18 protein-coding genes are annotated in these 18707 nt (G+C 70.1%); 14 read left to right on the top strand and 4 right to left on the bottom strand.

Going from position 1 to position 18707, the window contains the following annotated elements; translation table 11 throughout:
• The first annotated feature begins 154 nt into the window (after positions 1–154).
• The 9 genes from FK529_RS16650 (at position 155) to FK529_RS16610 (ending at position 8619) form a co-directional block, all read left to right on the top strand.
• Positions 155–1156 (top strand): AurF N-oxygenase family protein, encoded by a 1002-nt coding sequence (locus FK529_RS16650; protein ID WP_146563283.1) that lies wholly within the window; start codon positions 155–157, stop codon positions 1154–1156.
• Positions 1157–1188: 32 nt separating this feature from the next.
• Positions 1189–1926, top strand: coding sequence for a TetR/AcrR family transcriptional regulator (locus tag FK529_RS16645; RefSeq protein WP_146563282.1), 738 nt, complete (start codon positions 1189–1191; stop codon positions 1924–1926).
• A gap of 82 nt (positions 1927–2008) precedes the next feature.
• Positions 2009–3460: an extracellular solute-binding protein gene (locus FK529_RS16640; protein WP_231703147.1), complete on the top strand. Its 1452-nt coding sequence runs from the start codon at positions 2009–2011 to the stop codon at positions 3458–3460.
• Positions 3457–4392, top strand: a complete 936-nt coding sequence (locus FK529_RS16635) for a carbohydrate ABC transporter permease (protein ID WP_146563280.1) — start codon at positions 3457–3459, stop codon at positions 4390–4392. Before FK529_RS16640 ends, FK529_RS16635 begins: the two co-directional genes overlap by 4 nt.
• Positions 4393–4400: 8 nt before the next feature.
• Positions 4401–5234: a carbohydrate ABC transporter permease gene (locus tag FK529_RS16630; RefSeq protein ID WP_146563278.1), complete on the top strand. Its 834-nt coding sequence runs from the start codon at positions 4401–4403 to the stop codon at positions 5232–5234.
• Between the two features lie 29 nt (positions 5235–5263).
• Positions 5264–6445 carry an ABC transporter ATP-binding protein gene (locus FK529_RS16625; RefSeq protein WP_146563276.1) on the top strand — a complete coding sequence of 394 codons (1182 nt, stop codon included), beginning with the start codon at positions 5264–5266 and terminating at the stop codon, positions 6443–6445.
• Positions 6446–6454: 9 nt separating this feature from the next.
• Positions 6455–7129, top strand: coding sequence for a metallophosphoesterase family protein (locus FK529_RS16620; RefSeq protein ID WP_146563274.1), 675 nt, complete (start codon positions 6455–6457; stop codon positions 7127–7129).
• Positions 7119–7985: a chromosome partitioning protein ParB gene (locus FK529_RS16615; RefSeq protein WP_146563272.1), complete on the top strand. Its 867-nt coding sequence runs from the start codon at positions 7119–7121 to the stop codon at positions 7983–7985. The genes FK529_RS16620 and FK529_RS16615 overlap by 11 nt, the downstream gene beginning before the upstream one ends.
• A 25-nt stretch (positions 7986–8010) precedes the next feature.
• Positions 8011–8619 (top strand): suppressor of fused domain protein, encoded by a 609-nt coding sequence (locus FK529_RS16610; protein ID WP_166436430.1) that lies wholly within the window; start codon positions 8011–8013, stop codon positions 8617–8619.
• On the opposite strand, the gene corA is transcribed toward FK529_RS16610, so the two are convergent.
• Entirely contained in the window at positions 8616–9710 is a 1095-nt protein-coding gene (gene corA / locus FK529_RS16605) for a magnesium/cobalt transporter CorA (protein ID WP_438947208.1), read from the bottom strand. The two genes, FK529_RS16610 and corA, sit on opposite strands and share 4 nt — an antisense overlap.
• Positions 9711–9763: 53 nt before the next feature.
• Here corA and FK529_RS16600 point away from each other — a divergent pair, with 53 nt between their 5' ends.
• On the top strand, positions 9764–10669 hold the full coding sequence (locus FK529_RS16600; RefSeq protein WP_146563268.1) for a glycine betaine ABC transporter substrate-binding protein: 906 nt from the start codon (positions 9764–9766) through the stop codon (positions 10667–10669).
• A 57-nt stretch (positions 10670–10726) separates the two neighbouring features.
• On the opposite strand, the gene FK529_RS16595 is transcribed toward FK529_RS16600, so the two are convergent.
• Positions 10727–11557, bottom strand: a complete 831-nt coding sequence (locus FK529_RS16595) for an SDR family NAD(P)-dependent oxidoreductase (protein ID WP_146563266.1) — start codon at positions 11555–11557, stop codon at positions 10727–10729.
• A gap of 128 nt (positions 11558–11685) precedes the next feature.
• Between FK529_RS16595 and FK529_RS16590 the strand changes: the two genes are divergently transcribed.
• Positions 11686–12345, top strand: a complete 660-nt coding sequence (locus FK529_RS16590) for a TetR/AcrR family transcriptional regulator (RefSeq protein WP_146563263.1) — start codon at positions 11686–11688, stop codon at positions 12343–12345.
• 217 nt (positions 12346–12562) lie between these two features.
• Here FK529_RS16590 and FK529_RS16585 read toward each other — a convergent pair whose 3' ends face one another.
• Together FK529_RS16585 and FK529_RS16580 are read right to left on the bottom strand one after the other, a co-directional pair.
• A complete protein-coding gene (locus FK529_RS16585; protein WP_146563261.1) occupies positions 12563–16345 on the bottom strand; it encodes a multifunctional oxoglutarate decarboxylase/oxoglutarate dehydrogenase thiamine pyrophosphate-binding subunit/dihydrolipoyllysine-residue succinyltransferase subunit in 3783 nt (1260 codons plus the stop codon).
• A 137-nt stretch (positions 16346–16482) separates the two neighbouring features.
• Positions 16483–17262 carry a hypothetical protein gene (locus FK529_RS16580; RefSeq protein ID WP_146563259.1) on the bottom strand — a complete coding sequence of 260 codons (780 nt, stop codon included), beginning with the start codon at positions 17260–17262 and terminating at the stop codon, positions 16483–16485.
• A 119-nt stretch (positions 17263–17381) separates the two neighbouring features.
• On the opposite strand from FK529_RS16580, the gene FK529_RS16575 reads away from it, so the two are divergent.
• From FK529_RS16575 to FK529_RS16565, 3 genes are all read left to right on the top strand, one after another.
• Entirely contained in the window at positions 17382–17810 is a 429-nt protein-coding gene (locus FK529_RS16575; RefSeq protein ID WP_146563257.1) for an acyl-CoA thioesterase, read from the top strand.
• Positions 17811–17820: 10 nt separating this feature from the next.
• Positions 17821–18444: a GNAT family N-acetyltransferase gene (locus FK529_RS16570; RefSeq protein ID WP_146563255.1), complete on the top strand. Its 624-nt coding sequence runs from the start codon at positions 17821–17823 to the stop codon at positions 18442–18444.
• Positions 18445–18450: 6 nt separating this feature from the next.
• Positions 18451–18707, top strand: a 257-nt coding sequence (locus FK529_RS16565; protein WP_205124400.1) for a hypothetical protein, incomplete at its 3' end; no start/stop codon positions are given.

Below are 18707 nucleotides of genomic sequence, written 5' to 3'. Positions count from 1 at the left end.
ACAGCCGAATCGCGTCGGCGCAGGCGGGATCGCACCCGCGATGCACGGCTTGGCCGACCGCGGGACCGGGGTAACGACAAGAGTCTCGCCGATCTATTTACCGGGTCACTATGTCCTGCTAAATTGCGTGATAGCGATCACAAGGAGGACTCTCATGGCGGACATCTTGGGGCGTGTGAGCCGGCGCGAGCTGGAGCAGGGCTACCGCGACGTGCTGGAAGACCTGTCGGAGGGATCGGTGTACCGCCGGTTCGACCCGTTCCTCGACATCGACTGGGACGCGCCGGAGCTGACGCTCGACCCGAACGACCCGCGCTGGGTGCTGCCGCCGACGCTCGACTCGCTCGGCGCGACGCAGTGGTACCGCGACCTGCCGCTGGAGCGCCGCATCGAGATCGGGAAGTGGCGCATGGCGAACACCATCAAGGTGGGCGCGGCCTTCGAGTCCATCCTGATCCGCGGAATGATGCAGTACATCATGAAGCTCCCGAATCATTCGCCGGAGTTCCGCTACTCGCTCCACGAGATGACGGAGGAGTGCAACCACATCCAGATGTTCCAGGAGCTCGTCAACCGCATCGACGTGGACGTCCCCGGAATGCGGAAGTGGTTCCGGCGGGCGTCGCCGATGATCGGCGTGCTCGGCGGCTACGCCCACGTGATCCTGTTCATGGGCATCCTCGGCGGCGAGGAGCCGATCGACCACTACCAGAAGGCGATCATGCGGCACGGTGGCCAGGTCCCGCCACTCGTGCTGCGCACCATGGAGATCCACGTCGCCGAGGAGGCGCGGCACATCTCCTTCGCCCACGAGTTCCTGCACGCCCACCTGCAGGATATGACGAAGCGGCAGAAGCGGATCTGCGCCTTCGCCTTCCCGCTCGCGATGCGCTGGCTGGTCGGGGAGATCTTCACCCCGCCGAAGTCCTTCTTCGAACGGTTCGATGTCCCGCGTGAGGTCAAGCGGGAGGCCTTCTGGCGCGGCCCGACGGCGCGCGCCTTGCTGAACGACTACTTCGCCGAGATGCGTGCCCTCGCCGACGAACTGGGCCTCATGACGCCCTTCGGGAAGCTCATGTGGAAGCTGCTCAAGATCGACGGTCACAGGGCGCGGTACCGCGGCGAGCCCACGCGGCCCGCGCAGATCGCCGGCTGAGGCACGCCGCCGCGGGCGTAACATCACGCGGTATGGTCACCGCGCACGAGCCCGAGAGCGGCTACGAGTTGCGCTGGCGTGCCCACAATTCGCAGCGCCGCGACCTCATTCTGCGCGCGGCCGCGGAGCTCGTGGAGGAGTCGGAGCCCGGCGCCCCGATCCCCGTGCGCAGCATCGCCGAGCGCGCGGGCCTCGTGAAGTCGGTGGTGTACCGACAGTTCAAGAGCAAGGACGACCTGGCCCGCGGGCTCCGCGGCTTCGTCGTCGAGCGATTCGCAGCGGAGCTCGAGGCCGACCTCGACGTCTCCGCCGGCTCGCTGCGGGAGATCCTGCGCCGCTCGATCGCCAGCGCCGCGACCTGGATGCAGGACAATCCGCGCCTCGTCGACCTGCTGCGCGCCGGCCCCACGGACGCCGCGGCCCCGGACGGCGTCCCCGTGGCGCCGGACGCGATCGGCGAACTCCGGCACCGCGTGGTCGCCAGGGCCGAACAGACCATCGACGGCCTCGCCGCCCTCACCGGCCTGGATCCGGCGGCGTTCGCCGGCGTGCCCTTCGTGGTGTTCACGATGGTCGAAGGCACGCTCACCAGCTGGGTACGGGGCGAGGCCGCCGTCCGCGGCCGCACCCGTGCGGAGGTGGTCGAATCGCTCACGGACGTCACGTGGTTCGTGCTCGACGGTGCCGCCCGCACCCTGGGCCTCCAGGTGGACCCGGACGCCGAGTTCAGTGAGGTGATGAACGACTTGGCATCCTCTCTGGCACGATAATGCCGAATGTGGTTCACCTCACCGGCCGCGTCGGCTAGCTTTCGAGCGGACGCCACCGGTCGGGGGCGGCGAAGGAGGCGGCGTGACGACACGACGGAGAACGCGGCTCGGTAGCCGGCGGCGCACGCGCGCCGCGGCGGTGGGACTCACGGCGACGATGGCCGTGACCCTGCTCGCGGGGTGCGGCGCCGAGGGTGGCGGCATCACCCTGAACGTCTACGCCGTGGCGGACGGCGCGAAGACGGTCAAGGAGGTCGCCGGCGACTGCTCGACCGATGAGTACAAGGTCGTGGGGCACGCCCTGCCCAAGCAGGCCGACGACCAGCGGCTGCAGATCGCCCGCCGCGCCAACGGCAACGACCGCACCATGGACATCGTCACCCTGGACGTGAACTGGACCGCCGAGTTCGCCGAGGCCGGCTGGATCCTGCCCGTGCCCGAGTCGATCTCGGAGGGCGCCGCGAAGACGGTGCTCGCCGGCCCGCTGAAGACCGCGATGTGGCAGGACCGGCAGTACGCGGCGCCGGCGTGGACCAACACGCAGCTGCTCTGGTACCGCAAGGACGCCCTGGAGAAGGTGCTGGGCCGCAAGATCGGCAACCAGCCGCCCAGGCTCACCTGGGACCAGGTCGTCGAGTACGCGAAGAAGTCGGGCGAGCTCGGCGGGCCCACCCAGATCGAGGCGCAGGCCGCCCAGTACGAGGGCGTGGTCGTCTGGTTCAACTCCCTGCTGGAGAGCGCGGGCGGCCGGATGGTCGCCGACGACGGTAAGACGGTGACGCTCACCGACACGCCGGAGCACCGCGCCGCCACCGTCAAGGCGCTGTCGATCATGAAGGCCGTGGCCACCGCGCCCGGCCGCGATCCGTCGTTCACGCAGCTCGACGAGAACGCCTCCCGGCTCGGGATGGAGACAGGCAAGGCGATCTTCCAGGTCAACTGGCCCTTCGTCTTCGCCAGTGCGCAGCAGAACGGCGCCGCCGGCGAGGTGCCGTACCTGACCGAGCTCACCAAGTTCGACGCGCTCCTCAATCCGCCGAAGGACGCGGAGAACCCGCCGTCGCCCACGGTGGCGCAGCTCAACGAGATCAACGCGCTCACGCGCCAGAAGTTCGACTTCGCGCCGTATCCGTCGGTGATGGCGGGCAGGCCGGCGAAGACCACCGTCGGCGGTATCAATTTCGCCGTCACCAAGACAACGCGGTACGAGAAGCAGGCCTTCGACGCCCTCGCCTGCCTCACCAACGAGGCCGCCGAGCGGAAGTACGCCGTCAAGGGCGGCACCCCGCCGATCCTCGCGAAGCTGTACGACGATCCGGAGTTCCGCAAGGCCTATCCGATGGCCTCGCTCATCCGCGACCAGCTGCAGGATGCCACCGCCGCAGTGCGCCCGATCACGCCGCAGTACCAGGCGATGTCGACGCTGCTGCAGGCCAAGTTGGCCCCCGTCGGCTCCTGGGATCCGGAGACGCTGGCCGATGAACTGACCGCCGCCGCGCAGAAGGCGATGGACGGAAAGGGGCTGGTCCCGTGACCACTCCGACCAAGCCCGCTCCCGAGCGGATCGAGGCCGCGACCCCGGAGAGCGAGGGGCGCCGCGCCGAGCGCAAGCTGGGCCTGCTGCTCATCGCCCCCGCGGCGCTGGTGATGCTCCTCGTCACCGCGTACCCGATCCTGTACGCCTTCTGGCTGAGCCTGCACAAGTCCTCGCTCGCCTACCCCGGCCAGGACGAGTTCATCGGTCTCACCAACTACCTGACGGTGCTGCAGGACGGCTACTGGTGGCAGGCGCTGGGCATGACCTCGCTGATCACGGTCGTCTCGGTGGTCATCGAGTTCGTGCTGGGCATGGCGATCGCGCTGGTCATGCACCGCACGCTCGTCGGTCGCGGGCTGGTACGCACCGTCGTGCTGATCCCGTACGGCATCGTCACCGTGGTCGCCGCGTTCTCGTGGTACTACGCCTGGACCCCGGAGACGGGCTACCTCGCCGGCCTGCTGCCCGACGGGAGCGCGCCGCTCACCGAGCAGTGGCCGTCCGTGGCGATCATCATCCTGGCCGAGGTGTGGAAGACGACGCCCTTCATGGCGCTGCTCCTGCTCTCGGGCCTGGCCCTGGTGCCGGACGACCTGCTCAAGGCCGCCGCGCTCGACGGCGCCGGCCCGTGGACGCGCCTGGTGAAGATCACGATCCCGCTGATGAAGCCGGCGATCCTGGTGGCGCTGCTGTTCCGCACGCTGGACGCCTTCCGCATCTTCGACAACATCTACATTCTGACGAAGGGCAGCAACGGCACCGGCTCGGTCTCCATCCTCGGGTACAACAACCTGTTCAAGGCGTTCAACCTGGGCGTGGGGTCGGCGATCTCGGTGCTGATCTTCCTGTGCGTCGCGGTCATCGCGTTCATCTTCGTCAAGGCGTTCGGCACCTCGGTGCCGGGTTCCGACTCCGGCGATCGACGGTAGGGGGAGACATGGCTCAAGGTTCCGTCGGTAAGAAGCTCGGCTGGGGTGTCATCGATCTGTTGGTGATCCTCTACGCCCTGATCCCGGTGCTGTGGATCATCTCGCTCTCGCTCAAGCCCACCTCGTCGATCGCGGACGGCAGCTTCATCCCGAAGGCGTTCACGACCGAGAACTACACGGCGATCTTCGAGGGCGCCGGCTTCGTCCGCCCGCTCATCAACTCCATCGGCATCGCGCTGATCTCCACCGTGATCGCGGTGGCGATCGGCATGTTCGCCGCCTACGCGGTGGCGCGGCTGGACTTCCCCGGCAAGAAGCTGTTCGTCGGCGCGGCGCTGCTCATCGCGATGTTCCCGCAGGTCTCGCTCATCACGCCGCTGTTCAACATCGAGCGCAAGCTCGGCCTGTTCGACACCTGGCCGGGCCTGATCCTGCCGTACATCACCTTCGCGCTGCCGCTCACGGTGTACACGCTCTCGGCGTTCTTCCGCGAGATCCCGTGGGAGCTGGAGAAGGCCGCCAAGATGGACGGCGCCACTCCCTCCCAGGCCTTCCGCCGCGTGATCGCGCCGCTCGCGGCGCCCGGCGTGGTGACCGCGGCGATCCTGGTGTTCATCTTCTGCTGGAACGACCTGCTGTTCGCCCTCACCCTGACGGCGACCGACGCGTCGACCACCGCCCCCGTGGCGATCACCAACTTCACCGGCAGCTCGGAGTTCGAGACGCCCACCGGGTCGATCGCGGCCGCCGCCGTGATCGTCACCATCCCCATCATCATCTTCGTCCTGATCTTCCAACGACGGATCGTCGCCGGACTCACCTCCGGCGCGGTCAAGGGCTGACGCCGAGAAAGTATTCGAGGAGCAATCACATGGCCGATATCGCCTTGGACCACGTCACGAAGACCTACCCCGACGGCTCCACCGCCGTCAACGACATCAACCTGGAGATCGCCGACGGCGAGTTCGTGATCCTGGTGGGCCCGTCGGGCTGCGGCAAGTCCACCACGCTCAACATGATCGCCGGTCTGGAGGACATCTCCTCCGGCGAGCTGCGCATCGGCGGCGAGCGGGTGAACGAGAAGGCGCCGAAGGATCGCGATATCGCGATGGTCTTCCAGTCCTACGCGCTCTACCCGCACATGACGGTCCGCGAGAACATCGCCTTCCCGCTCACGCTGGCGAAGCTGCCGAAGGATCAGGTCGCCGCGAAGGTCGAGGACGCCGCCCGCACGCTGGACCTCACGCAGCATCTCGACCGCCGCCCGTCGCAGCTCTCGGGCGGCCAGCGGCAGCGCGTCGCGATGGGCCGCGCGATCGTCCGCAGCCCCAAGGCTTTCCTCATGGACGAGCCCCTGTCGAACCTCGACGCGAAGCTGCGCGTGCAGATGCGCACCGAGGTCTCCCGCCTGCAGAAGCGCCTCGGCACCACCATGGTCTACGTGACGCACGATCAGACCGAGGCCATGACCCTCGGCGACCGCGTCGTCGTGCTCAAGGGCGGCGACGTGCAGCAGATCGGCGCCCCGCAGGAGCTCTACGACCGCCCGAACAACCTGTTCGTCGCGGGCTTCATCGGCTCGCCCGCGATGAACCTCGTGCCCGGCCGCCTCACGTCGGTGGGCATCGACACGGCACTCGGCGAGATCCTGCTGCTCGACGCACCGCAGCTGGCGGACAAGGCCTCCGCCGCCGGGAACAAGACCGGCGACGTGGTGGTCGGCATCCGTCCCGAGCACTTCGAGGACGCCCGCCTGCTGGATCCGAACCAGCGCGTCGGCGGCCTCACCTTCCGGGCGCGGGTCGACGTGCTCGAGTCGATGGGCTCGGACAAGTTCGTGCACTTCGCCGTCGCCCCCGACGACGCCCGCACCGACGTCCTCGGCGACCTGCGTACCGGCCAGCAGCTGCCCCCGCCCGCCGGCGTCGACGAGGTCGTCGCGCGCCTGTCGGCCGATTCGACCGCGACCCGCGGCGCCGACGTCGACCTCTACTACGACCCGACGAAGATCGCGGTCTTCGACGCTGCGACCGGGCGCAACCTGGCCCTGTAGGTCTTCTCGATGCGGGTGCTCGCCGTCAGCGACGAGGAGGTGCCGGGCCTGGTCCTGGCCTCGTCGACACTGCGTCCCGACCTGATCCTCGGGGCCGGCGACCTGCCCGGCGCGTATCTGGAATCGCTCGTCGACCGGTACGGCGCGCCCTGTGTCTTCGTGCCCGGCAACCACGACCCGGATCATTCGGGGTACCGCCGCACGCGCGGCGGCTACGTGCGCGGCGGCCTGCCGTGCGAGCCGCCCGGCCCGCGGGGCGGGATCAACGCCGACGGGCGGGTCGTCACCGTCGCCGGCCTGACGGTGGCCGGCCTCGGCGGGTCGATCCGCTACCGGGGCGGCCCCAACCAGTGGACGCAGGCGCAGGCGGCGCGGCGGGCGTGGCGGCTGCGGCTCGCGGCCCGGCGGCGGACCGTCGACGTGGTGCTCGCGCACTCGCCCGCCCGCGGCGTGGGCGACGGGGACGACGGCCCGCACCGCGGGCTGGCGGCGCTGGGCGGGCTGGTCGCGGGCCTGCGGCCGCAGGTCTTCGTGCACGGCCACGTGCACCCCTACGGCCGGCCCGGACCGGATCGCGAGATCGACGGCGTGCCGGTGCTGAACACCGTCGGGTACACGTACTTCGAGATCACCCCGGGGAGCCCCGGGACCTACGGCGTGAAGGAGCGGCGGCGTGGCGCGTGACACCGGATTCCCCGACGAGGACGCCCGCACCGATTTCGAGCGGTCGCGGCGGCGCGCGAACATCGCCCGCCTCGCGGCCTGGGTGCGCGGGCAGCCCGGCGACGTCAACGAGGTGCTGCCCTACGACGAGGTGGTCTCCGCGCTGGGCTTCGTCACCGAGCGCGCACTGGGGCTGCAGGTGGTGCCGGTCGCGCGGATCGTCGGCAGCGTGGACCGCACCCGCGATTTCGACCGCCACTTCCGGCCCCGCTCGCCGGCGCTGCGCGCGCGGTGGCAGCGGCTGGCGGCGGCGCAGCGGCGGGGAGAAGCCATGCCGCCGGTCGAGCTGAAGAAGGTCGGCGACCTGTACTTCGTCGTCGACGGCCACCATCGGGTGTCGATCGCCTTCGCGCGCGGCTTCAGCACCATCGACGCCGACGTCACCGAGGTCGTCACGCGGATCGGCTCGGGCGGGATCGCGGTGCGCTCCGATCTGCTGCTCAAGGACCACCGGCGGCTGTTCCTCGAGCGGGTGCCCCTGGGTGGGGCCGCGCGCGAGCGGATCCGGTTCACCAACGCCTGGGACTACTCCGTGCTCGCGGAATCGGTGGAGGCCTGGGGTTTCCGTCTGATCCAGGAGGCGGGGGAGTACCTCTCGCGCGCCGTCGTCGCCGGCCGGTGGTACGACGAGGAGTTCGCGCCCGTGATCGAGATGGCCCGCGCCGCCGGGATCATGGAGGCCTCCACCGACGCCGAGGTCTACCTGTTCGTCGCGTGCGAGCGGTATCGCCTGGTCCGCAAGCACGAGTGGAGCCACGAGATCATCGACGAGGTCTCCGCGCAGAACCCGCCCCGGCGACCCGGCACTTTCTTCTGACGGCCCGTCCGTAGGATCGGGACCCGTGACCTCCGTCGTCGACGCCGTCCGGGCGCACCTCGCCGAGCACTACGCGGACCGCGGCTTCGCGCCGCCCGCGTCGGCGTCGGTCACCTTCCTCGGGCTCGAGCCGATGACGATCCAGCGCTGGGTGGGGGAGCCGCTGGTGGCCTTCGCGAGCGTCGGTTGCTCGCGGCACGCGATGACGGACCCGAACGCGCTGCTCACCGTCGAGGACGGCCCGCGCGCCGAAGTCGTGCTGGAGCTGAGCCCCGCCGCCGACGGGCCTGGTGCTGCGCTGGACGGCGTGCACCGCTCGCTGGCGATCCTGGCGGCGACCCCGGCCGTCGAGGGGCTGGTACTCGCGCCCGATGCGCTCGTCGACCTCGGCGCCCCACTGTGGGCGGGGGCGCCGTTCACGGCGGTCCTACTGGGGGAGTCGGCGGTGCCCGACCTGGCGCGCGCGGACGGCGAGCCGGTGCGGTTCCTGCGCGCCGACCCGATCACCGCCAACGAGGCGGCCTGGGTGCGGCTCAAGGGGGCCGCGGCGCTGCGTGAAGCGTGGGCGGAGGCCGGCATCGACCCGGCCGACCCCGGACGGCCCGCGGTGCGCGCGGTGCACGACGCCGGTTAGAGCCACCTGATCCTGCGGAAGACCACGTACAGGCCGAGACAGGCGACGAGCATGATCGCCAGCACGATGAAGTAGCCGTACCGCCAGTGCAGCTCCGGCATGAAGTCGAAGTTCATGCCGTACACGCCGGCGATCATCGTGGGCACGGCGACGAGGCCGATGATGGCGGACATCTTGCGCATGTCCTCGTTCTGCTGCATGCCGATCTTCGCGACGGCCGCGTCGATCAGTGAGCTCAGCACGTCGTTGTAGGCCTCCACCTGGTCGGCGACCATCGCCTGGTGGTCGAGTACGTCGGAGAAGTAGCGCTGGATCTCGTGCGGAATGATGTCGCTGAAATCGCAGGTCAGGCGCTTGAGTGCGTGGGACAGCGGGTGGATGCCGCGGCGCAGCTCCACGATGTCGCGCTTGATCTGGTAGATCTCGTCGACCTCGGTGCGCGCGCCGGCGCGGAAGACGTCCTCCTCGACCCGGTCGATGTCGTCCTCGAGCAGGTCCGAGACCGCGACGTAGGTGTCCACCACGTGGTCGGCCACGGCGTGCATCACCGCCGACGGCCCGCGTGTGAGGAGCTCCGGGTTGGACTCGAGGTTGCGGCGCACGCGCCGCAGGCTGCCGTGGTCGCCGTGCCGCACGGTGATCACATGGTCGGGCCCGACGAGCACCATGACCTCGCCGGTCTCGACGATGCGCGCCATCGGGCCGGAGCGGTCGTGGCCGACGTAGTTCACGGTCTTGAGAATGAGGAAGAGCGTGTCGTCGAATCGGTCGACCTTGGGCCGGGTGTGCGTCACCAGAGTGTCCTCGACGGTCAGCGGGTGCAGTCCGAAGACGTTCGCCACCTCGTCCATCTGATGCTGGTCGGGGTCGAGCAGGCCCACCCAGACGAAGCCCTCGCCGCGGCGCCGGACCTCCTCGATCGCCTCGACGTAGCCGAACCGGCCGGGGAGGCGCACCCCGTCGACGTAGGCGCCGCAGTCGACGACGGCGCGGGCCACCGGCACCGGGACGTCCGGGACATCCGTCTCGCGGGCCTCGCGGCGCCCGGTTCCGGGCCGGGGCAAGGAGGGCATGGAGGGCATGAACGAGATAATAGACCCGGGCCAGGCGCCGGGCCCGGGTCCGTGCCGGGTAGAAAGTAGGCGTGAGCACTCGCCTGTCCCGCTTCGCCGCCGCGGCCCTCGTCGCGCTGGCGGCCGCGGGCTGCTCGGACCCCGGCGACCAGGCTGACCTGGGCCCGCGCACCGCGCCGGGCACCGTCACCGTCGGTTCATCTTCGAGTGCGGTTTCGAAGGTCGCGGCCCTGATCTACGCGAACGCGCTCCGCACGGCAGGGACCCCGGTCGAGACCCGGTTGGGGCTCGAGCCGGGGGACGACGCCGCGGTGGCCGCGGTCGAGAAGGGCGATGTCACCGTCGCGCCCGCGCTGACCGGCGCGCTGTGGGAACGGTACCGGCCCGGCGCCGCGCAGCCGACGAAGGCGAAGGAAGAGGAGTCGGAGAACCCGCGCGCGCAGTGGGATGCGCAGTTCGTGGCGCTCAGCGCCGTGCTCCCCGAGGGGCTCGGCCTCGGCGACCCGACGCTCGCCCTCGATCAGCCGATGCTCTTCGCGCCCAAGGACGCGCCGTCCGCGACGCTCCGGGGCTGCGAGGGGCTGTCGGTCCCCGTCGCCGTCCCCGCCGGCTCGCCGCCGGACCTGCGCGCCCGCTACGGCTGCGCGACGGGGCCCGTCGTGGCCGTCGCCGACGAGGCGGCCGCCGCGCGGGCCGTCCGCGAGGGGCGCGCCGGGCTGGCGCAGCTCGGCACGCTCTCCGCCGCGGCGAAGGACCTCGTCCAGGTGGCCGATCCCGACGGTGCGGTCCCCTCGCGGGCGGTCGTGCCGTTGGTGCGGCGCGACGGGCTGACGGTGGCGCAGACGAAGCGGCTCTCCGCGATCGCCGGCGAGCTGACCACCGCCGACCTGGCGGCGCTCGTCGCGCAGGTCGACTCGGGGGAGCGCACGCCCGAGCAGGCGGCCGGCGATTGGGCGGCCGAGCACACGCTCAAGTGACCCCGGATGCGGACCGCCCCGCGCCCGGCGGGCGCGGGCGGGGCGGTCGGCGGAGTACTACGTGAGGCGCTTGTTGAGCTGCTGATCGATCAGGGCGTTGACGCGCTCGTAGGCGGAGCCGCCGATGCGGACCAGCACGTCGATGATCTTCGCGTCAGCACCGATGAGCACCCGGCCCCGGTTCTTCTTGACCCCGTTGAGGATCGTGCGCGCAGCGTCGTCGGCCTCGGTGCGGGCGAGGTACTTGTCGAAGAGCGCGGCGGTGTGCGCGGTGTCCACGTTCTCGGCGCCGGTGGCGTTGCGGGCGATGGCGGTCTTGATGCCGCCCGGGTGGACGCAGGTCACGCCGACGTTGTGGTCGCTCGAAAGCATCTCGATGCGGAGGGCCTCGGTGAAGCCGCGCACGCCGAACTTGGCGGCGTTGTACGCGCTCTGGCCGCCGACCGACAGCAGGCCGAACAGCGAGCTGGTGTTGATGATGTGCGCGTCGCCCGAGGCGATCAGGTGGGGCAGGAAGGCCTTGGTGCCGTTCACGACGCCCCAGAAGTCGATGTCCATGACCCGGTCGTAGTCCTTGAAGGACGTGGTTTCGACGGGCTCGTGGTGCGCGATGCCGGCGTTGTTGAACAGCAGGTTGACCGCGCCGTAGTGCGCGATCACGTCGTCGGCGTAGGCGAGGAGCTGCTCGCGCTCGCCGACGTTGACGACCTTGGTGTGCACCTCGGCGCCGCGCGCGCGGGCCAGCTCGGCGGTCTGCTCGAGCCCGGCGGGGTCGTAGTCGCACAGCGAGAGCTTCGCGCCCTCGTCGGCGAGCTGGAGCGCCAGCTCGCGTCCCATGCCGGAGGCGGCGCCGGTGACGACGGCGACCTTGCCGCGGAAACTCTTCATGCTCTGTCCATCCCTCACGCTGATTCCTGGCCGGGCGGGCCGCAGATGCGCTGTTGCTCGGCGTTCTTACTCGACAGTAGGGTCGGGATGCGAGCTCTGTCAACGACCTATTGAGTATGATTCAGTAGGTGACCAGAAAGTCCGTCGCCGCAGCGGTGGGGCGCAAGCGCACCCGCCTCAGCCCCCAGGCCCGGCGCCAGCAGTTCATCGACCTGGGCCTGCTCAGTCTGAAGCATCAGGCGCTCGAGCAGGTGTCCATCGAAGACATCGCGAGCCAGGCGGGCGTCTCCGCCGGCCTCCTGTTCCACTACTTCGACTCGAAGCTCGACTTCCAGGTCGCGCTGGTGGAGGAACAGGCGCGCATCGTGGGGGAGGTCGCCACCCCCGACCGTGACCCCGAGGACATCACCGACGTGATGCCGATCCTCACCGCCACGCTGGGCACCTACGTCGACCACATCATGGAGAACCGGCAGTCGTTACTGCCGATGCTCGCCGGCGTGAGCTGGTCCGAGCCGCGGATCCGCACCGCCGTGAAGTCGGTCCGGGAGCAGATCGTCGGTCAGTTCGTGAGCCAGGCCGAGAACATCGGCATCGAGCGCTCGCCCCGCTTCGTGCTGGCCGTGCACGGCTGGATCGCCGTCGTCGAGGAGACCCTCGTGCAGTGGCTCGACGAGAACGCCGGCTTCGCCGCCATGACGCGCGACGAGGTCGTCGACCACCTCGCCACGATGTTCGTGGGGATGGCGGGGGCGGTCGGGCTGGATCTCACGTCGGGCGCGGCCTGACGGTGCCCTGCGTGCCCCCGTGTGGCACGCGTCCTCAAGGCGTCGGGGTTCGAGGGAGCCCGGCTCTCGGATTCTGACCGGATCGGACAGCGTGTCCGAAGTGGACAGGAATCGAGAGCGGCCGGCGGGGGAACATCAACCCGTCGCGCCGGGAGCAGCGCAACGAGAAGGGCCGGTCCTCCCGAGGGAGGATCGGCCCTTCTTCTGGCTCAGCGGATCAGACGACGAAGGCCTCGTCGATGATCTGGGCCTGCTCCACGGCGTGCACCTTGGACGAGCCCGAGCACGGGGCCGACATGGCGCGGCGCGAGACGCGCTTGATGCCGACGAGGCGGTCATCGAGCTCCGGCAGCGCCAGGCCGAAGAAGGGCCACGCGCCCTGGTTGGCCGGCTCCTCCTGCACCCAGCGCACGTCCGTGGCGTTGGGGTACAGGTCGAGCGTGGCCGGCAGGCGCCGGGAGGGCAGCGGGTAGAGCTGCTCCATGCGGACGATCGCGACGTCGTCGCGCTTGTCTTTCTTCCTGCGCGCCTCCAGCTCGTAGTAGAGCTTGCCGGAGACCAGCAGCAGCTTGGTGACCTTGCTGCGGTCGCCGCCCTCCACCTCGAACGCCGGGTCGTCGATGACCGAGCGGAACTTGCCGCTCGTGAAGTCCTCGACCGGGCTGACGGCGGCCTTGTTGCGCAGCATCGACTTCGGCGTCGCGACCACCATCGGGCGCCGCACGCCGTCGAGGGCGTGTCGCCGCAGCAGGTGGAAGTACGAGGCGGGCGTCGACGGCATCGCGACCGTCATCGAGCCCTCGGCGCACAGCTGCAGGAAGCGCTCGATGCGGGCCGACGTGTGGTCCGGCCCCTGGCCCTCGTGGCCGTGGGGGAGCAGCAGCGTCACGCCCGAGGTCTGGCCCCACTTGGCCTCGCCCGAGCTGATGAACTCGTCGATGATCGACTGCGCGCCGTTGACGAAGTCACCGAACTGCGCCTCCCAGCACACCAGCGCCGACGCGTCGGCCACGGAGTATCCGTACTCGAAGCCCAGGCCGGCGAACTCGGTGAGCGCCGAGTCGTAGACCATGAACTTGCCGGGCGATTCCGTGCCGTCGGGACCGAGGTAGTCGAGCGGGGTGTACTCCGTGCCCGTCCGCCGATCGATGAGTACCGCGTGGCGCTGCGTGAACGTGCCGCGACGGCTGTCCTGGCCGGACAGGCGGACCGTCCGGCCCTCCTCGAGCAGCGTGCCGAAGGCGAGCAGCTCGCCGAAGGCCCAGTCGATATCACCCTCGCGCGACATCTCGAAGCGGCGCTTGGCCACGGGGGCCACGCGCGGGTGCACGGTGAACCCCTCGGGAACGTTGGCGTAGGCGTCGCCCACGCGCTGGATCTGCTCCAGCGGCACCGCGGTCACGAGCGAGCTCGGCAGCGGCTGGTCGGCGATGATCGACGGCGCCGGCTCGGCCTGGAACTTCTCGAGTTCCTTGACCTCGTTGAAGACCCGCTCCAACTGGCCCTGGTAGTCGCGCAGCGCGTCCTCGGCCTCCTTGGTCGAGATGTCGCCACGACCGATGAGGGCCTCGGTGTAGGACTTGCGGACACCGCGCTTGGTGTCGATCACGTCGTACATGCCGGGCTGGGTCATCGACGGGTCGTCGCCCTCGTTGTGGCCGCGACGGCGGTAGCAGACGAGGTCGATCACGACGTCCTTGTCGAACTTCTCGCGGAAGTCGACGGCGAGCTTCGCCACCCAGACGCAGGCCTCGGGATCGTCGCCGTTGACGTGGAAGATCGGAGCCCCGATCATCTTCGCGACGTCGGTGCAGTACTGCGAGCTGCGCGAGTTCTCCGGCGAGGTGGTGAAGCCCACCTGGTTGTTCACGACGATGTGGACCGTGCCGCCGTTGGAGAAGCCGTCGAGGTTCGCAATGTTGAGCGTCTCGGCCACGACGCCCTGGCCCGCGAAGGCCGCGTCGCCATGCAGCATGAGCGGCAGGATCGGGTGCTCGCCCTCGGGCGGATCCTTCATGACCTGCTTGGCGTGCACGATCCCCTCGAGCACCGGGTCGACGGCCTCGAGGTGCGAGGGATTGGCGACCAGCGAGACGGTGATCTCGTTCTCACCGAACATCTGGTAGTACTTGCCCTCGGCGCCGAGGTGGTACTTCACGTCGCCGGAGCCGTGCGCCTGCGACGGATTCAGGTTGCCCTCGAACTCGGTGAAGATCTGGCTGTAGGGCTTGCCGACGATGTTCGCGAGCACGTTGAGGCGCCCGCGGTGCGGCATACCGATGACCACCTCGTCGAGCGCGTGCTCGGCGGCCTGGTCCAGCACGGCGTCCATCATCGGGATGACCGACTCCGCGCCCTCGAGCGAGAATCGCTTCTGGCCGACGTACTTGGTCTGCAGGAAGGTCTCGAAGGCCTCCGCGGCGTTGAGCTTGCTGAGGATGTACTTCTGCTCGGCGACCGTGGGCTTGATGTCCTTCGTCTCCACGCGCTCCTGCAGCCACTTCTGCTGCTCGGGCTCGAGGATGTGCGCGTACTCGACGCCGACGTGGCGGCAGTACGCGTCGCGCAGCACCGAGAGCACCTTGCGCAGCTTGAGTCGCTCGGCGCCGTGGAAGCCGCCGACATTGAACGTGCGGTCCAGATCCCACAGGGTGAGCTCGTAGGTCAGCACGTTCAGGTCGGGGTGCGACTCGAGACTCTCGTTGTTGTAGCGCAGCGGGTCGACGTCGGCCATGAGGTGGCCTCGCGCCCGGTACGCCGCGATGAGCTCGAGGACGCGCGCGTCCTTGTCGATGCCGTGCGCGGGGATGTCCTGCCGCCACCGGATCGGCTCGTAGGGCACGTGCATCGCGCGGAAGATGTCGTCCCAGAAGTCGTCGCTCAGCGTGAGCTCGTGGACGTAGCGCAGGAAGTCGCCGGACTCGGCGCCCTGGATGATGCGGTGGTCGTACGTCGAGGTCAGGGTGGTGAGCTTGCCGACGGCCAGCTCGGCGATCTTCTCGTCGCTCGCGCCCTGGAACTCGGCGGGGTACTCCATGGCGCCGACGCCGATGATGGCGCCCTGGCCGACCATGAGGCGGGGCACCGAGTGCACGGTGCCGATGCCGCCGGGGTTGGTCAGCGAGATCGTGACGCCGGCGAAGTCCTCCGCGCCCAGCTTGCCCTGGCGGGCGCGACGCACGATGTCCTCGTAAGCGGCCACGAACTGGCCGAAGTCCATCGTCTCGGCTTCCTTGACGCCCGCGACCACGAGGCTGCGGCTGCCGTTCTTGCCGACGAGGTCGATGGCGATGCCGAGGTTCACGTGCGGCGGGGTCACCGCGTTGGGCTTCCCGTCGATCTCGGCGAAGTGCCGGTTCATGTTGGGGAAGGCCTTGACGCCTTGCACCAGGGCGTAGCCCAGGATGTGGGTGAAGCTGATCTTGCCGCCGCGGGTGCGGGCGAGGTGGTTGTTGATCACCACGCGGTTGTCGAACATCACCTTGACCGGCATCGAGCGCACCGACGTCGCGGTCGGCACCTCGCGGCTGGCGTTCATGTTCTTGACGACCGCGTTCGCCGCGCCGCGGAGCACGGTGCGCTCCTCCTCCGCCGGGAACGACGCAGGGGCGGGGGCCTTGGGGGCCGGGGCGGGCTTCGCGGGCGACGACGGTGCCGGGGTCACCGGGGTGGACGGCGCGGGGGTCAGAGTGGTGTCGGTCGTCTTCGGTGCCGCCGCGGGTTTCGCCGCAGGTTTCGCCGCGGGTGCGGGTTCGGGTGCGGCGGATCCGGCCGGTGCGGCGGGTGTTGCCGAGGGCGTCCCGCCGCTCGCGGCCGGTGCGGCCGCGGGAGCCGCGCCGTTACTCGCCGCGGCGCCGCCTTCCGGGCCTCCCGGGGTGTACTTCGAGAGGAATTCGTGCCAGCTCGGGTCGACCGAATTCGGGTCGGCCTTGAACCGCTCGTACATCTCCTCGACCAGCCATTCGTTCTGGCCGAAATCCGATACAGAACTGCTGCTCACGGCAGGTCCTCGCCTCGATTCATCATCGTCGTATCAAGCGCGCGCCACCCCGGATCGCAGAGGGCGCAGGTCCGCACGCTCCAGGGTAGTCCACCACGGAAAAGGCGTGTCGGTTACTCCCGGACCGCGGCCCTCGATCAGTCGGTGCCGGACGCCGGGAGTCCGGGCGCCGGGCCGTCGGTCGCGGAGCCCTCGACCACCCGCAGGTGGGCGTTGGGCCACGTCGTGGGAACGGGGCCGAAGACCGACCGGGCGTTCTTGATCACGCCCTTGCCCAGCACGCGGTTGCCGCCCGCGCCCACCACGGCACCGATGCCCGCGGGCAGCAGCTTGCCGAGGATGAGCGGCGACTTCTTCGCCATGAACCGGCGGCTGAACATCTTCATCAGCTGCTTGTTCATGCCGCCCAGGCCGGGAATCTGGGTGGGGTTCTTCTTCAGGTTCATCAGGGAGGCGTTCTTGGCGCCGACGGTGGCCCGGAGCGTGCCGAGCCCGGCCTCGCCGAGCACCGCGGTGAGTACCAGGGCCTTGCGCAGCTCGCGGTCCTCGGGAGAGATGCCGTACACCTCGGCGATGGCCAGGGCGTAGAGGGCCGAGGCCTCCATGAAGACGACGGTCTCGGCGCCGACGGTGCCGATCGCGGCCAGGGTGCCCAGGCCGGGCACGGCCGCGGTGGCGCCGGCGGCGCCGCCGGTACCGGTCACGGTGAGGAGGTACCGCTTCTCCAGTCGGGCGATGATCTGCGCGGGAGACTCGTCCGGGTGGTCGGCCCGCAGGCCGGCGACGTACTTCGCGACGGCCGGCGCCTGCAGGCGGGCGGCGCGGTCGATGACGGAGCCGAGGACCCCGCCACCGCCGTGCTGGACGGCGGGCGGGTCGGCCTGGTCGGACTGGATGCGCGCGGGCTTGTTCGCCATGGTGTCCTCCGAAGTGGGAAGCGGTCCTGGAGATCTTTCATACATCTAACCCCGGGCGCCGCCGGAAAGTTCCCGTTCGGCGCGCGCGGCCGCGTCCCGCCCGCGTACCGTCGGAGACCGTGCCGAGCATCGACGAGCAGCCGTACACCCTGGTCATCCCCACCCGCTGGAAGGACAACGACGTCTACGGGCATGTCAACAACGTCGTCTACTACAGCTTCTTCGACACGGTGATCAACACCTTCCTCATTCGCGAGGGCGGCCTCGACATCCACGGCGGCGCCACCATCGGCCTGTGTGTGGAATCTCACTGTCGCTACGACGCCCCGCTCGCCTTCCCCGAGCCGGTCACCGCCGGGCTCGCGGTCAGCAAGCTGGGCCGATCCAGCGTCACCTACGCCGTCACCCTGTTCGACGGGGACGGCACCGCCGCCGCGGAGGGCTGGTTCGTCCACGTCTTCGTCGACCGAAAGACGCGCCGTCCCGCGGGGGTCCCCGACGAGATCCGTGCCGCGCTGGAGCGAATACTCGTCAGTGCCGCGCAGTAGCCTGCACGCCATGGCCTTTCTCACTGCTCTGGAGCCCGTCACGCTGACGGGGCACCTCGTCACGCTCGTGCCGCTCGCGCACGACCAGCACGACGACCTGCTCGAGGCGCTCGAGGACGGGCAGCTGTGGGACCGCTGGTACACCTCGGTCCCCGCCCCGTCGGGCCTGCGCGCCGAGATCGATCGGCGCCTGCAGTTGCAGGAGAGGGGCGAGATGATCCCCTTCACCGCGATCGACGCTGCCGGCCGGGTGCTCGGCATGACCACCTATTACGACATCGACCCGGCGGTGCCGCGGATGGAGATCGGCTACACCTGGAACCGCGCCTCCACACACGGCACCGGCACCAACGCCGAGTCCAAGCTGCTGCTCCTCGGGCACGCCTTCGACGTGCTGGGCTGCGAGTGCATCGGGCTGCGCACCCAGTGGGTCAACACCCAGTCGCGCGAGGCCATCGCCCGGCTCGGCGCGAAGCAGGACGGGGTGCTGCGCAGCAACAAGCGCTACCGCAACGGGGCGCTGCTGGACGCCGTGCTCTTCTCGATCCTCCGGCACGAGTGGCCGGCGGTGGAGGCGCACCTGCGGCACCGTCTGCGCCACCGGCACGAGGCCTACCGCACCTCCCCGGAGTAGGGACCCATGCCCCGCCCCCAGGCCGCCGCGCACGGGCTGTGGCGCCCGGGCCTCGGGCTCGCGCTGTGGTTCACCGACGACCTCGGCGAGCCCACCGCCGAGCCAGAGCTCGCGGCGCTGCCCGCGCCCGTCGCCGAGGTCCTCGGCGACCGCCGGCCCCGCCGCTCCGTCGCGCTCGCCGGGCCCCAGGGCCGGCTGGTCGCACCGGCGCTCACCCTCGGCCCCGCGCGTGCCGCCGCGCTGCCCGACGCCCTCGCCCCGTC

The sequence above is a fragment of the Tsukamurella asaccharolytica genome (assembly GCF_007858435.1).
GTDB lineage: Bacteria > Actinomycetota > Actinomycetes > Mycobacteriales > Mycobacteriaceae > Tsukamurella > Tsukamurella asaccharolytica.
The sequence above is the reverse complement of the archived record's forward strand: the minus strand, read 5'-3'. Positions and strand labels throughout refer to the sequence as shown.

Excerpts from the sequence above, each read along its gene's own strand:
- FK529_RS16650 (WP_146563283.1), top strand. The coding sequence starts at position 155 with ATGGCGGACATCTTGGGGCGTGTGAGCCGGCGCGAGCTGGAGCAGGGC.
- FK529_RS16645 (WP_146563282.1), top strand. The coding sequence starts at position 1,189 with ATGGTCACCGCGCACGAGCCCGAGAGCGGCTACGAGTTGCGCTGGCGT.
- FK529_RS16630 (WP_146563278.1), top strand. The coding sequence starts at position 4,401 with ATGGCTCAAGGTTCCGTCGGTAAGAAGCTCGGCTGGGGTGTCATCGAT.
- FK529_RS16625 (WP_146563276.1), top strand. The coding sequence starts at position 5,264 with ATGGCCGATATCGCCTTGGACCACGTCACGAAGACCTACCCCGACGGC.
- FK529_RS16620 (WP_146563274.1), top strand. The coding sequence starts at position 6,455 with ATGCGGGTGCTCGCCGTCAGCGACGAGGAGGTGCCGGGCCTGGTCCTG.
- FK529_RS16595 (WP_146563266.1), bottom strand. The coding sequence starts at position 11,557 with ATGAAGAGTTTCCGCGGCAAGGTCGCCGTCGTCACCGGCGCCGCCTCC.
- FK529_RS16580 (WP_146563259.1), bottom strand. The coding sequence starts at position 17,262 with ATGGCGAACAAGCCCGCGCGCATCCAGTCCGACCAGGCCGACCCGCCC.
- FK529_RS16570 (WP_146563255.1), top strand. The coding sequence starts at position 17,821 with ATGGCCTTTCTCACTGCTCTGGAGCCCGTCACGCTGACGGGGCACCTC.